This window comes from Vagococcus sp. JNUCC 83 (assembly GCF_053667615.1).
The window spans coordinates 2,059,483-2,072,737 of the sequence record NZ_CM132204.1; the positions used below are offsets into that span (position 1 = coordinate 2,059,483).

At 37.6% G+C, this 13,255-nt stretch carries 26 protein-coding genes; all 26 read right to left on the minus strand.

The features are described 5' to 3' along the window. Nucleotides 1-8: 8 nt before the first annotated feature. Nucleotides 9-122, minus strand: coding sequence for a 50S ribosomal protein L36 (rpmJ, locus tag JNUCC83_RS09920; RefSeq protein WP_071457744.1), 114 nt, complete (start codon nucleotides 120-122; stop codon nucleotides 9-11). Between the two features lie 32 nt (nucleotides 123-154). Then, complete coding sequence (gene infA / locus JNUCC83_RS09925) at nucleotides 155-373, minus strand: translation initiation factor IF-1 (protein ID WP_071457745.1); 219 nt, start codon at nucleotides 371-373, stop codon at nucleotides 155-157. 189 nt (nucleotides 374-562) lie between these two features. Further along, entirely contained in the window at nucleotides 563-1,216 is a 654-nt protein-coding gene (locus JNUCC83_RS09930; RefSeq protein WP_079346397.1) for an adenylate kinase, read from the minus strand. Nucleotides 1,217-1,272: 56 nt separating this feature from the next. Next, a complete protein-coding gene (gene secY / locus JNUCC83_RS09935; protein WP_454459873.1) occupies nucleotides 1,273-2,571 on the minus strand; it encodes a preprotein translocase subunit SecY in 1,299 nt (432 codons plus the stop codon). Next, nucleotides 2,571-3,011 (minus strand): 50S ribosomal protein L15, encoded by a 441-nt coding sequence (rplO, locus tag JNUCC83_RS09940; RefSeq protein WP_079346401.1) that lies wholly within the window; start codon nucleotides 3,009-3,011, stop codon nucleotides 2,571-2,573. The genes secY and rplO overlap by 1 nt, the downstream gene beginning before the upstream one ends. Before the next feature lie 42 nt (nucleotides 3,012-3,053). Beyond that, nucleotides 3,054-3,233: a 50S ribosomal protein L30 gene (gene rpmD, locus JNUCC83_RS09945; RefSeq protein WP_071457749.1), complete on the minus strand. Its 180-nt coding sequence runs from the start codon at nucleotides 3,231-3,233 to the stop codon at nucleotides 3,054-3,056. 12 nt (nucleotides 3,234-3,245) lie between these two features. Beyond that, nucleotides 3,246-3,746, minus strand: coding sequence for a 30S ribosomal protein S5 (gene rpsE / locus JNUCC83_RS09950; protein ID WP_071457750.1), 501 nt, complete (start codon nucleotides 3,744-3,746; stop codon nucleotides 3,246-3,248). A gap of 20 nt (nucleotides 3,747-3,766) precedes the next feature. After that, the gene (gene rplR / locus JNUCC83_RS09955; RefSeq protein ID WP_454459874.1) at nucleotides 3,767-4,123 is read right to left on the minus strand and encodes a 50S ribosomal protein L18; all 357 of its coding nucleotides are present in this window, start codon (nucleotides 4,121-4,123) and stop codon (nucleotides 3,767-3,769) included. A gap of 25 nt (nucleotides 4,124-4,148) precedes the next feature. Then, nucleotides 4,149-4,685 carry a 50S ribosomal protein L6 gene (gene rplF, locus JNUCC83_RS09960; RefSeq protein ID WP_454459875.1) on the minus strand — a complete coding sequence of 179 codons (537 nt, stop codon included), beginning with the start codon at nucleotides 4,683-4,685 and terminating at the stop codon, nucleotides 4,149-4,151. A 29-nt stretch (nucleotides 4,686-4,714) separates the two neighbouring features. Continuing rightward, nucleotides 4,715-5,113 carry a 30S ribosomal protein S8 gene (gene rpsH / locus JNUCC83_RS09965; protein ID WP_071457753.1) on the minus strand — a complete coding sequence of 133 codons (399 nt, stop codon included), beginning with the start codon at nucleotides 5,111-5,113 and terminating at the stop codon, nucleotides 4,715-4,717. A 34-nt stretch (nucleotides 5,114-5,147) separates the two neighbouring features. Beyond that, nucleotides 5,148-5,333, minus strand: coding sequence for a type Z 30S ribosomal protein S14 (locus tag JNUCC83_RS09970; RefSeq protein WP_016184192.1), 186 nt, complete (start codon nucleotides 5,331-5,333; stop codon nucleotides 5,148-5,150). An 18-nt stretch (nucleotides 5,334-5,351) separates the two neighbouring features. Beyond that, nucleotides 5,352-5,891: a 50S ribosomal protein L5 gene (rplE, locus tag JNUCC83_RS09975; RefSeq protein ID WP_071457754.1), complete on the minus strand. Its 540-nt coding sequence runs from the start codon at nucleotides 5,889-5,891 to the stop codon at nucleotides 5,352-5,354. A gap of 26 nt (nucleotides 5,892-5,917) precedes the next feature. After that, nucleotides 5,918-6,229, minus strand: coding sequence for a 50S ribosomal protein L24 (gene rplX / locus JNUCC83_RS09980; RefSeq protein ID WP_257701977.1), 312 nt, complete (start codon nucleotides 6,227-6,229; stop codon nucleotides 5,918-5,920). Between the two features lie 34 nt (nucleotides 6,230-6,263). After that, on the minus strand, nucleotides 6,264-6,632 hold the full coding sequence (gene rplN / locus JNUCC83_RS09985) for a 50S ribosomal protein L14 (protein ID WP_071457756.1): 369 nt from the start codon (nucleotides 6,630-6,632) through the stop codon (nucleotides 6,264-6,266). Between the two features lie 50 nt (nucleotides 6,633-6,682). Next, entirely contained in the window at nucleotides 6,683-6,949 is a 267-nt protein-coding gene (rpsQ, locus tag JNUCC83_RS09990) for a 30S ribosomal protein S17 (RefSeq protein ID WP_071457757.1), read from the minus strand. Between the two features lie 23 nt (nucleotides 6,950-6,972). Continuing rightward, a complete protein-coding gene (rpmC, locus tag JNUCC83_RS09995; protein ID WP_071457758.1) occupies nucleotides 6,973-7,164 on the minus strand; it encodes a 50S ribosomal protein L29 in 192 nt (63 codons plus the stop codon). Next, entirely contained in the window at nucleotides 7,154-7,588 is a 435-nt protein-coding gene (gene rplP / locus JNUCC83_RS10000) for a 50S ribosomal protein L16 (protein WP_454459876.1), read from the minus strand. The genes rpmC and rplP overlap by 11 nt, the downstream gene beginning before the upstream one ends. Nucleotides 7,589-7,590: 2 nt before the next feature. Then, complete coding sequence (rpsC, locus tag JNUCC83_RS10005) at nucleotides 7,591-8,247, minus strand: 30S ribosomal protein S3 (protein WP_454459877.1); 657 nt, start codon at nucleotides 8,245-8,247, stop codon at nucleotides 7,591-7,593. Between the two features lie 13 nt (nucleotides 8,248-8,260). Next, nucleotides 8,261-8,611: a 50S ribosomal protein L22 gene (gene rplV / locus JNUCC83_RS10010; protein ID WP_071457761.1), complete on the minus strand. Its 351-nt coding sequence runs from the start codon at nucleotides 8,609-8,611 to the stop codon at nucleotides 8,261-8,263. Between the two features lie 19 nt (nucleotides 8,612-8,630). After that, a complete protein-coding gene (gene rpsS, locus JNUCC83_RS10015; RefSeq protein ID WP_071457762.1) occupies nucleotides 8,631-8,909 on the minus strand; it encodes a 30S ribosomal protein S19 in 279 nt (92 codons plus the stop codon). A gap of 39 nt (nucleotides 8,910-8,948) precedes the next feature. Beyond that, nucleotides 8,949-9,782, minus strand: coding sequence for a 50S ribosomal protein L2 (gene rplB, locus JNUCC83_RS10020; RefSeq protein WP_071457763.1), 834 nt, complete (start codon nucleotides 9,780-9,782; stop codon nucleotides 8,949-8,951). 33 nt (nucleotides 9,783-9,815) lie between these two features. Further along, entirely contained in the window at nucleotides 9,816-10,103 is a 288-nt protein-coding gene (gene rplW / locus JNUCC83_RS10025; RefSeq protein ID WP_454459878.1) for a 50S ribosomal protein L23, read from the minus strand. Beyond that, nucleotides 10,103-10,726: a 50S ribosomal protein L4 gene (gene rplD, locus JNUCC83_RS10030; protein ID WP_117973952.1), complete on the minus strand. Its 624-nt coding sequence runs from the start codon at nucleotides 10,724-10,726 to the stop codon at nucleotides 10,103-10,105. The genes rplW and rplD overlap by 1 nt, the downstream gene beginning before the upstream one ends. Before the next feature lie 23 nt (nucleotides 10,727-10,749). Further along, nucleotides 10,750-11,385 (minus strand): 50S ribosomal protein L3, encoded by a 636-nt coding sequence (gene rplC / locus JNUCC83_RS10035; protein ID WP_454459879.1) that lies wholly within the window; start codon nucleotides 11,383-11,385, stop codon nucleotides 10,750-10,752. 24 nt (nucleotides 11,386-11,409) lie between these two features. Further along, nucleotides 11,410-11,718, minus strand: a complete 309-nt coding sequence (rpsJ, locus tag JNUCC83_RS10040; RefSeq protein WP_071457767.1) for a 30S ribosomal protein S10 — start codon at nucleotides 11,716-11,718, stop codon at nucleotides 11,410-11,412. 335 nt (nucleotides 11,719-12,053) lie between these two features. Next, nucleotides 12,054-13,241: an elongation factor Tu gene (gene tuf / locus JNUCC83_RS10045; RefSeq protein WP_071457768.1), complete on the minus strand. Its 1,188-nt coding sequence runs from the start codon at nucleotides 13,239-13,241 to the stop codon at nucleotides 12,054-12,056. Nucleotides 13,242-13,255: the final 14 nt, after the last annotated feature.

Genomic DNA, 13,255 nt, shown 5'->3' on the forward strand with positions numbered 1-13,255 from the left:
CACCTCCTTTATCCTTGACGTTGTTTATGTTTTGGGTTTTCACAGATAACCATAACTCGACCTTTACGACGAATTATTTTGCATTTTTCACAAATTGGTTTTACTGATGGTCTTACTTTCATGATTATACCTCCTTGAATTTTACGGAGTACAATTATTTAAAGCGGTAAGTAATACGACCACGAGTTAAATCATATGGAGATAACTCAACAGTTACTTTGTCACCAGGTAAAATACGAATGTAATGCATTCTGATTTTTCCCGATACGTGAGCCAAAATAACATGGCCATTTTCTAATTCAACTTTAAACATTGCATTCGGCAAAGTTTCGACGACTGTACCTTCGATTTCAATCATATCTTCTTTCGCCACAACTAGTACCTCCTTATACAGTGTTTGCATCTGACAATTGACAAAATAGTACTCACACCTATTTCTTTTCAACTTTTGTATTATAGCATAAAAGCTATACAAAGAAAAGATACCAACGTCAATTCAACAAAAAAACGCGGGTAAGAAATAGTGAGTGACATAGATTAAATTGATAACTAGATGAGCGTTCTAATTTGCTTTATCTATGATTGATTTCACATCTTCAAAAACAGCATCAATGTCACGATCACCATCGATAGTGTGTAACACACCTTTATCTTGGTAATACGCTAAAATTGGTTCACTATTTTTAATATTAACTTCTAGACGATTTTTGACAGTCTCAGGCTTGTCATCTTCTCTTTGATAAAAATCATGACTACCACAGCGATCACAAGTACCCTCCACTTTTGGTGGATTGTTTGTTTTGTGATAAGTAGCACCACAACTTCTACAAATAATACGACCAGCTAGACGGTCAACTAACACATCTTCAGCTACATGGATGTTTAGGACATCATCTACTTTTTTACCTAACTCTTCTAAAATTGTATCTAATTCTTCTGCTTGAGCTAGTGTACGAGGAAATCCATCTAATAAAAATCCTTTTTCAGTGTCAGCTTGTGATAAACGTTCTTTTACAATACCGTTTGTCACAGAATCCGGAACTAATTCACCTTTATCGATATAAGATTTTGCTTCTTTACCAAGAGGTGTTTCATTCTTCATTGCTTCACGGAACATATCTCCAGTAGAAATATGTGGGATTTCATAAACATCGACGATTCTTTCCGCTTGAGTTCCTTTACCTGCTCCTGGCAACCCCATTAGGATGAGATTCATTTGTTTTCCTCCTTAAGTTCGAGAAAAGTGCTGAGGAAAACCCCCAACACACACTCTTACTCTCTGATAAAACCAGTGTACTGACGCTTCAACAATAACCCTTCAAGTTGTTTATTCGTTTCAAGAGCCACACTAATGACAATCAGTAAACTTGTTCCTCCCAATCCAATTGACTGAGGTAAGCCCCAAATATTTTGCGCAATAATTGGTAAAATTGCCACTAATCCTAAGAACACAGATCCAACAACACTTAATCTCATTAATAGAGAAGAAATGAATTGCTGTGTTTCCTGACCAGGTCGTACACTTGGAATATAACTTCCTTGCTTCTGCAAATTCTCAGCAACTTTCTCAGGATTAACCTGAACAAAGGCATAGAAGAATGTAAAAGCAACAATCATAATTGTATAAAGTATTCCACCTGGAATAGTTGTGTAATTAAATAGTGTTGACAACACATCAAACCATGTTTTTCCACTTTGACTTGTTTCAAAAGCAGTCAAAACAGCTTGTGGTGTTGCAATAATTGAGCTGGCAAAGATAACAGGAATAACTCCTGCAGCATTTACTTTTAACGGTAAATAGCTACTTTGTGGTGCGCCAGCCACGCGTTTTGTATATTGAATTGGTATCTTTCTTTCTGCTTGTTGCACATAAGTAACCATAACTACAACTAAAAGAATAGCAATAATTAAAGCAAGTATGAATAATACAGATTTCCACATATCAGATTTATCAATATTGACAAAATAGTCTACATAGATTTCTTTGATACTCGCTGGGAATCTAGCAATAATCCCTGCAAAGATAATCATTGAGACACCATTTCCAATTCCTTTTTCAGATATTTGCTCCCCCATCCAAGTAACTAACATGGTACCCGCTGTTAGAATGATTCCTATACTAATATAAGTATAGATGCTTGGACTTTTCACTAATCCGGCATTTGAATACATGTTAAAACCAGCTGTAATGGCAATCGATTGAACAAACCCTAGTACCAACGTAATATAACGTGTAGCTTGGTTTAATTTTCGACGACCAACTTCACCTTGTTTCGACCACTCAACAAATTTCGGCACAATATCCATTTGAAGTAATTGAACAATAATAGACGCAGTAATGTACGGCGATACTCCCATTGCGAACAATGAGAATCTCTCCATGGCATTACCACTGACCGTGTTGAACATCGCCATCAATGCCAAGTCATTTAAACTTGTCAATGCTTTTGCGTCAACACCAGGTACTGTAATATGTGCTCCAACTCTAAACGCGAAGAGAATGAAAAGTGTAAAAAATATTTTATTACGAATATTTTCTATCTTAAACGAATCCTTCAACAGCTTAAACATTAGATCACCTCAGCTGACCCACCAGCTGCTTCAATTGCAGATTTAGCAGATTCAGAGAATTTAGCTGCTTTAACAGTTAATTTTTTAGTTAATTCACCATTACCTAAAACTTTGATTCCTGATTTTTCGTTTTTAACGATTCCTGCTTCAATTAAAGTAGTTGGTGTTACTTCAGTACCATCTTCAAAACGATTTAATACGTCTAAGTTGATAACTGCATAATCTTTACGATTAATGTTAGTAAATCCACGTTTTGGTAAACGACGGAATAAAGGAGTTTGTCCCCCTTCAAATCCTAAACGTACACCACCACCTGAACGTGATTTTTGACCTTTTTGTCCACGACCTGATGTTTTACCGTTACCAGATGATGAACCACGACCTACACGATTACGTACATGTCTTGATCCTTCTGCCGGATGTAACTCATGAAGTTTCATATATTCGGCACCTCCTTAAAATAGTCTACCTACAAATCATAATTAAATTTCTTCAACGTCCACTAAATGAGATATAGTGTTAACCATTCCTTTAATCGCTTCATTGTTAGGTTTCACGACTGTAGAATTAGTTTTTTTCAAGCCTAAAGCTTTCACTGTATCACGTTGGTTTTGAGGACGTCCAATGACACTACGCTTTAACGTAATTTTTAATTCGCTCATTTTTAGTCCCCCTTATCCGATTAGTTCGTCAACAGAAATGCCTCTAAGTTCAGCCACTTCTTCTGCACGTTTTAGTCTACTTAATCCTTCAACAGTTGCGCGAACAACGTTGACAGGTGTGTTTGATCCTAATGATTTACTTGTAATATCAGAAATACCTGCTAACTCAAGGACGGCACGTACTGGTCCACCAGCAGCAACCCCAGAACCGGCTACAGCAGGTTTCATAAGGATACGTCCACCACAGAATGATCCAATCACTTCGTGAGGAATTGTTGAGCCTACCATTGGTACTTCAATTAAGTTTTTCTTAGCATCTTCTACTGCTTTACGAATTGCTTCAGGTACTTCTTGAGCTTTACCAGTACCAAATCCAACGTGACCGTTTCTATCTCCAACTACTACTAAAGCAGCAAAGCGTAGACGACGTCCACCTTTAACAACTTTAGATACGCGGTTAATAGCAACTACGCGGTCTTCTAAGTCGAATTGTCTAGCATCTAAATTAGCCATGAATGGTGTTCCTCCTTTTCCTAAAATTCTAGTCCATTTTCACGTGCTGCTTCAGCTAATGCAGCTACACGTCCATGGTAAAGGTATCCACCACGGTCAAAGACTACTTCTTTAATACCTTTTTCTGTTGCTTTTTTAGCGATTGAAGCACCTACAGCTGCAGCTGCTTCTGTTTTATTTTCTCCTGCGATATCTTTATCGACAGTAGAGGCACTTGCAAGTGTCACACCCGCTACGTCATCAATTAATTGAGCGTAGATGTTTTTGTTAGAACGGAATACGTTCAAGCGTGGGCACTCGGCAGTACCAGAGATTTTACTACGTACGCGGTGATGTCTCTTTTGGCGCACTTTATTTTTATCTGGTTTTGAAATCACACTTGTCACCTCATATATTTATTTGTTATTTACCTGTTTTACCTTCTTTACGTCTTACGTGTTCACCAACATAGCGAATACCTTTACCTTTGTAAGGCTCAGGAGGACGTACTCCACGAATGTTTGCTGCAAGTTCTCCAACAACTTCTTTGTTAGATCCTTTAACAACAATTTGTGTATTTGAAGGAACTTCAATTGTGATGCCTTCTGGCGTTTCAAACTCTACTGGATGTGAATATCCAACGTTTAAAACAAGTTTTTTACCTTGCAATTGAGCACGGTAACCAACCCCGATTAACTCAAGAGCTTTTTCAAACCCTTCACTAACACCAACAACCATGTTGTTTAAGTTAGCACGCATTGTACCATGTAAGGTTTTGTTTTCTTTAGTATCATCAGGACGAGTTAAGACAACTTCACCTTCTGAAATGTTTAACGTAATATTTGGTGAAAACTCACGAGTTAATTCACCTTTTGGACCTTTAACCGTAACAGTGTTTCCTGATTGTGCAACTGTGACACCTGCAGGAACTACAACTGGTTTATTTCCGATACGACTCACTCTAGGCCACCTCCTTGATTAATAATTTTTTACCAAACGTATGCTAGTACTTCTCCACCAGTGTTACGCTCTCTTGCTTCTTTATCAGTTAAGATACCTTCTGAAGTTGAGATAATAGCTATACCTAAACCATTTAATACTTTAGGCACTTCATCAGCTTTTACATAAACACGTAAACCTGGTTTAGAGATACGTTTTAAGTTAGTAATAACGCGTTCGTCGTTTTTACCATATTTTAAGAAAACACGGATGATTCCTTGTTTGTCATCTTCGATGAATTCTACTTCACGCACAAAACCTTCACGTTGTAAGATTTTTGCGATTTCAAGTTTGATTGTTGATGCAGGTACTTCTAATGATTCGTGTTTCACGATATTCGCGTTACGAATACGAGTTAAGAAGTCTGCAATTGGATCTGTCATCACCATTGAGTCCTTTACCTCCTTTTGCGGTTTACTTTTTTTACCAGCTTGCTTTCTTCACGCCGGGAATTTGTCCTTTATAGGCAAGTTCACGGAAGCAAATACGGCAAAGTTTAAATTTGCGATAAACTGAATGTGGACGTCCACAACGTTCACAACGAGTATATTCTTGAGTTGAGAATTTTGCTGGGCGTTTATTTTTAGCAATCATTGATTTTTTAGCCACGTAGTTCGCCTCCTTAAATTATTTTTGGAATGGCATTCCAAGTTGACCTAATAACTCACGAGCTTCCTCATCAGTATTAGCTGTTGTAACAATAACAATGTCCATTCCTCGAACTTTATCTACTAAATCATAATCAACTTCAGGGAAGATTAATTGTTCTTTTACACCTAAAGTGTAATTTCCACGTCCGTCAAATGATTTTTTGCTGATACCATGGAAGTCACGTACACGAGGTAAAGAGACAGATACTAATTTATCTAAAAATTCGTACATTCTTTCTCCACGTAAAGTTACTTTACATCCGATTGGCATTCCTTCACGTAAACGGAAACCAGCGATAGATTTTTTAGCTTTTGTAATAATTGGTTTTTGTCCAGAGATTAAAGCAAGTTCTTCAACAGCTTTATCTAAGTTTTTACTATTTGATACTGCATCACCAACACCCATGTTAATAACGATTTTATCAACTTTAGGTGTTTGCATAACAGAAGAGTAATTAAATTTTTCCACCAATGATGGTGTTACTTCATTAAGATACTTTTCTTTTAGGCGGTTCATTCAACATTGCCTCCTTCCTGATATTCTTATTTATCTAAAACTTCTCCAGTTTTCTTAGAAACACGTACTTTTTTGCCATCTACTTCTTTGTATCCTACACGTGTTGGTTCACCATTAGATGGGTCAACCACCATTACATTAGAAACGTGAATAGATGCCTCCATTTCGATAATTCCACCTTGTGGAGCTGTCGCGCTAGGTTTTTGGTGTTTTTTCATAACGTTAACACCTTCAACGATGACGCGATCTTTCTTCGGAAATGCTTGGAGTACGATTCCCTCTTTGTTTTTATCTTTACCTGAGATAACTTTTACTTTATCGCCTTTTTTAACGAACATCTTGTTTCGCACCTCCTTTAAACATGAGTATGTATTATAACACTTCTGGTGCTAGTGAGACTATTTTCATAAAGTTGTTGTCACGTAATTCACGAGCAACTGGCCCAAAGATACGAGTACCACGTGGGCTCTTGTCATCACGAATAATCACACATGCATTTTCATCAAATTTGATATAAGAACCGTCACTACGACGAGCTCCTGATTTTGTACGAACGATAACAGCTTTAACTACTTCGCCTTTTTTAACAACTCCACCTGGTGTTGCTTGTTTAACCGTACAAACCACAACGTCACCGATATTTGCTGTTTTACGACCAGAACCACCAAGTACTTTAATAGTAAGTACTTCACGAGCTCCTGAGTTGTCAGCAACTTTCATACGACTTTCTTGTTGGATCACTTGAGTATCCTCCTTTCAAACTTTCAGGTTTCTCTATGGGAAAATTCGAATTAAATAATTACTGCTTCTTCTACAACTTCTAATAAACGGAAGCGTTTTGTCGCAGACAATGGACGAGTTTCCATAATTTTAACGATGTCTCCCGTTTTTGCTACATTGTTTTCATCATGAGCTTTATATTTTTTAGAGTATTTAACTCTCTTACCATAAATCTTATGAGTTTTCTTTGTTTCTACTACAACAACGATAGTTTTATCCATTTTGTCGGATACTACGCGCCCAGTATAAACTTTACGTTCATTTCTTTCTTGAGTCATCTATCAATGGCCTCCTTCCACTATTACTTAGCAGCTTCTTCACGCAAAACTGTTTTGATGCGTGCAATCGATTTACGAACTTCTGAAATTCGTGCTGTGTTTTCTAATTGACCTGTTGCTAATTGGAAACGTAAGTTGAAAAGTTCTTCTTTATACTCTTTCTCTTTAGCGATCATTTCGGTAGTGGTTAATTCTCTGATATCTTTAACCTTCATTCGATTCACCACCCATTTCTTCACGTTTTACAATTTTTGTTTTAATAGGTAACTTGTTAGAAGCAAGTCTTAATGCTTCACGAGCCACATCTTCAGGAACACCGGCAACTTCAAACATGATTTTCCCACGTTTTACTGGTGATACCCATCCTTCAGGAGCCCCTTTACCAGAACCCATACGAACACCAATTGCTTTTGATGTATATGATTTGTGAGGGAAAATTTTAATCCACACTTTCCCACCACGTTTCATGTGACGAGTCATTGCGATACGGGCAGCTTCAATTTGACGGTTAGTAATCCAATGAGAATCAACAGCTTGTAAGCCATATTCACCAAATGCGATTTCTTTACCACCTTTAGCTTCACCACGCATTTTACCTCTAAATTCACGACGGTGTTTTACACGTTTAGGTACTAACATGATTATTTCCCTCCTTTCTCAGTGTTTTTCTTTTCAGGAAGAATTTCTCCACGATAAATCCACACTTTAACTCCTAGTTTTCCGTATGTTGTATCTGCTTCTTCCCAAGCATAATCAATATCTGCTCTTAATGTATGCAATGGAACAGTTCCTTCAGAATAACCTTCAGAACGTGCCATATCAGCACCATTTAAACGTCCAGATACAAGAGTTTTGATACCTTTAGCACCTGATCTCATTGTACGTTGGATAGCTTGTTTTTGAGCACGACGGAATGCTACACGGTTTTCTAATTGACGTGCAATTCCTTCTGCTACTAATTTAGCATCTAAATCTGGTTTTTTGATTTCAACGATATTAATGTGAACTCGTTTACCAGTTAAATTGTTTAATTCTTTACGTAAAGCTTCAACTTCAGATCCGCCTTTACCAATAACCATACCAGGTTTAGCAGTATGAATTGAAACGTTCACGCGATTTGCAGCACGTTCGATTTCAATGGTTGAAACAGAAGCATCAGCCAATCTAGTCGAAATGAATTTACGAATGTTCAAATCTTCATGCAGGTATTCAGCGTATTCTTTTTCTGCATACCATTTCGCATCCCAGTCACGAATGACGCCGACACGCATTCCAATTGGATTAATTTTTTGACCCACTGGTTGTCCCTCCTTATTTTTCTGATACTACTACTGTAATATGACTTGTTCTTTTGTTGATAGGTGAAGCAGATCCTTTTGCACGAGGACGGAAGCGTTTCATTGTTGGTCCTTCATTTACAAATACTTCTGATACTACTAAATCTTCAACATCTAAATCAAAGTTGTTTTCTGCGTTAGCAATAGCTGACATAAGCACTTTTTCAACAATACCTGCTGCTTTGTTAGGTGAGAATTTCAAGATTGAAATTGCTTCTCCTACTTGTTTACCTCTGATTAGGTCAACAACAAGTCTTGTCTTACGAGGTGAAGTGCGAATTGTTTTAGCAGTTGCTTTAGCTGAAGTAATTCTTTCTTCTGACATATTCGTGTCCTCCCCTCAATTAGCGATTTGTTTTTTTATCGTCAGCAGCGTGTCCGCGATAAGTTCTTGTTGGTGCGAATTCACCTAGTTTATGTCCTACCATGTCTTCTTGAATGTAAACAGGAACATGTTTTCTTCCATCATATACTGCAATAGTATATCCTATAAAGTTTGGAAAAATTGTAGAACGACGTGACCAAGTTTTAATTACTTTCTTTTTCGGTTGATCTTTTTGTGCTTCCACTTTTTTCATTAAGTGTTCATCGACAAAAGGTCCTTTTTTTAAGCTACGACCCATGGTGAACCTCCTCTCACATATTTCATATTAGCTATCAAATTATTTAGTTTTACGACGACGTACAATAAGTTTATCTGATTTAGCTTTTTTACTACGTGTTTTATATCCAAGTGTTGGTTTGCCCCATGGACTCATTGGAGATGGACGTCCGATAGGTGCTTTACCTTCACCACCACCGTGTGGGTGATCGTTAGGGTTCATTACGCTACCACGTACAGTAGGACGTTTACCTAACCAGCGATTACGACCAGCTTTACCAATGTTAATTAATTCGTGTTGTTCGTTACCTACAGTACCGATTGTTGCACGACAAGTTCCTAAAATCATACGAACTTCCCCTGAATTCAAACGAACTAATACATATTTACCTTCTTTACCTAACACTTGAGCGCTAGTACCAGCTGAACGAATTAATTGTCCACCTTTACCAGGTTTTAACTCAATGTTATGGATAACAGTACCAACTGGGATGTTGTTCAATGGTAGAGCATTCCCTACTTTGATATCCGCGTCTGGACCTGAAGAAATTTGTGCACCTACTTGGATTCCTTTTGGTGCTAAGATGTATGCTTTCACACCATCAGTATAATGGATTAATGCAATGTTAGCAGATCTATTTGGATCATACTCAACTGTTTTTACAGTACCAACCACATTATCTTTATTACGTTTAAAATCAATTAAACGATATTGGCGTTTGTGTCCACCAGCTTGATGACGTACAGTAATTTTACCTTGGTTGTTACGTCCAGCGTTTTTGCTTAATGGTTGTAATAACGTTTTTTCTGGTTTAGATGTTGTGATTTCAGCAAAATCAGAACCAGTCATGTTACGACGACCATTTGTGGTAGGTTTATACTTTTTAATCGCCACGTGATTTCCCTCCTACTTTAGTCGATGCTCTAATTATTCAGCATCAAAAATTTGAATGTCTTTTGAATCTTCTGTTAGTTGTACGATCGCTTTGCGACGTTTTTTAGTATAACCAGCATGTTTACCCATTCTTTTAAGTTTAGGTTTTACGTTCATGATGTTAACTTTTTTAACTTTAACGTCGAAAACTGATTCTACAGCTTGCTTAACTAATGTTTTGTTGGCTCTTACGTCAACTTCAAACGTGTATTTTTTTTCGTCCATAGCTGCTACAGACATTTCTGTAATAACTGGGCGTTTAATTACGTCGATTAATTCCATTATGCAAGCACCTCCTCTATTTGAGTTAGAGCAGTTTTAGTTACTAATAGTTTGTCAGCAGCAACTACATCAAGTACGCTTACGTTATTTGATTCTACGATAGAAACATTTGGTAAGTTACGTCCTGATAAAGCAGCAAAATCATTGCCACCTTCTAATACTACTAAAACTTTAGTGTCAACACTTAAGTTTGCTAAAACTTGTTTAAATTCTTTTGTTTTTGGTGCGTCGAAAGCTAATCCTTCAACAACAACTAGTTTGTTTTCAGCAACTTTTTCTGATAATACAGATTTAATTGCTAAACGACGAACTTTTTTAGGTAATTTGTAGCTGTAAGAACGTGGTGTTGGTCCAAAGACAACTCCACCTCCACGCCATTGTGGTGAGCGGATAGATCCTTGACGCGCACGACCTGTTCCTTTTTGACGCCATGGTTTACGTCCACCACCGCGTACAGCGCTACGGTTTTTAACAGCGTGAGTTCCTTGTCTTAAAGAAGCACGTTGCATGATGATTGCATCGTAGACAACACTTTCGTTTGGCTCGATACCAAAAATAGCTTCATTTAATTCAATTTCGCCATTTTGAGTTCCATCTTGTTTAAATAATGCTACAGATGTCATTCTTAGTTCCTCCTCTCCCACAATTATTTAGCTGCCTTAACAGCTGTTTTTATTTCAATTAATGATTTTTTAGCTCCAGGAACATTTCCTTTAACTAAAATAACATTTTTATCTGCATCCACTCTAACGATTTCAAGGTTTTGAACTGTTACACGATCTCCACCCATACGTCCTGCAAGTTTTTTGCCTTTAAATACACGTGATGGAGTAGACGCTCCACCCATTGAACCTGGACGACGATGGTATCTAGAACCATGTGCCATTGGTCCACGAGATTGTCCATGACGCTTAATAGCCCCTTGGAAGCCGTGTCCTTTAGTTGTACCTGTGACATCAACAATGTCTCCTACTTGGAAAACATCAACTGTGATTTCTTTACCTACTTCATATTCTCCTAGCTCAACATCATTGAATTCTCTAATGAAGCGCTTAGGAGTCGTATTTGCTTTTGCAACATGACCCTTAGCAGGTTTGTTTGACAAAATATCACGTTTATCTTGGAAGCCAACTTGGATAGCTTCGTATCCATCAGTTTCAACAGTTTTAACTTGTAAAACAACGTTTGGAGTTGCTTCGATAACTGTTACGGGAATTAATTCGCCGTTTTCTGTAAATATTTGTGTCATACCTACTTTTTTACCTAAGATTCCTTTGGTCATGAGTACACCTCCATCTTTTTGTTATTATAATTTAATTTCAATGTTAACACCGCTTGGCAAGTCTAGCTTCATTAAAGCATCAACTGTTTTTGGTGTTGGGCTCACAATATCAATTAAACGTTTGTGAGTACGCATTTCGAATTGTTCACGTGAATCTTTGTATTTATGTGTTGCACGAATAACTGTATAAACTGAACGGTCAGTTGGTAATGGAATTGGTCCAGAAACCTCAGCACCTGTTCTTTTTGCTGTTTCTACAATTTTTTCTGCAGACTGATCTAATACACGGTGTTCATACGCTTTTAAACGGATACGAATTTTTTGTTTTGCCATTTTGTTCCCTCCTTCGCCTATTTTAAAAAGTAGACATAGCTCCTCGAAAATATCCAACACGCCACCATGGCAATGCTCCCTGGCGTGTCGCAACCTCTCGATTCAACGCCTCCGTATTTTCATACGAGGTACTAACATACTTTTTTATCAGCACCTCTAGAATTATACTAAAAAAACATACTATAAGCAACCCTTTTTTTGTATAATTCTTTTTATTTTATTATTAATAATAACGTTTCTTGCTATTTACACTTTAAAAACCAAAAAAGGTTGAAAACAAATGTTTTCAACCTTACGTCCTTACACAACAATGCTTTATTTGAATAGATTAAAAATTAACCTACGATTTCAGTTACAACGCCTGAACCAACAGTACGTCCACCTTCACGAATAGAGAAACGAGTTCCGTCTTCGATCGCGATTGGGTGAATTAATTCAACGTCCATAGCTACGTTATCACCAGGCATTACCATTTCAGTTCCTTCTGGTAATTGACAAACACCAGTTACGTCAGTTGTACGGAAGTAGAACTGAGGACGGTAGTTTGTAAAGAATGGAGTATGACGTCCACCTTCTTCTTTAGATAAAACGTAAACTTCAGCTTTAAATTTTGTATGTGGAGTGATTGTTCCTGGAGCTGCTAATACTTGTCCACGTTGGATATCTTCACGAGCTACCCCACGTAACAAAGCACCGATGTTATCTCCAGCTTCAGCGTAATCTAATAATTTACGGAACATTTCAACACCTGTTACAGTTGTTTTAGCAGTTTCTTCAGCGATACCTACTAATTCTACTTCGTCACCAACGCGTACTTGTCCACGTTCAACACGACCTGTAGCAACTGTACCACGACCAGTAATTGAGAATACGTCCTCAACTGGCATCATGAATGGTTTGTCAGTATCACGTTCTGGTGTTGGAATATACTCATCAACAGCAGCCATTAATTCTAAGATTTTTTCTTCGTAAGAAGCGTCGCCTTCTAAAGCTTTTAATGCTGAACCAGCAACGATAGGAGTATCATCTCCTGGGAAGTCGTATTCAGATAATAAGTCACGAACTTCCATTTCTACTAATTCTAATAATTCTTCGTCGTCAACCATATCCATTTTGTTTAAGAAAACAACGATGTATGGAACACCAACGTTACGAGATAAAAGAATATGCTCACGAGTTTGAGGCATTGGACCATCAGCAGCAGATACTACTAAGATCGCGCCGTCCATTTGAGCAGCACCAGTGATCATGTTTTTAACGTAGTCAGCATGTCCTGGGCAGTCAACGTGTGCGTAGTGGCGAGTGTCAGTTTCATACTCGATATGAGAAGTAGAAATTGTGATTCCACGTTCTTTTTCTTCTGGAGCGTTATCAATGTCAGCATATGATGAAGCTTCCCCACCATTTTTCTTAGCTAAAACTGTTGCGATTGCTGCAGATAAAGTTGTTTTACCGTGGTCAACGTGTCCGATTGTACCAATGTTTACATGGGCTTTCGAACGGTCAAATTTTTCTTTTGCCATTTTTTATATATCCT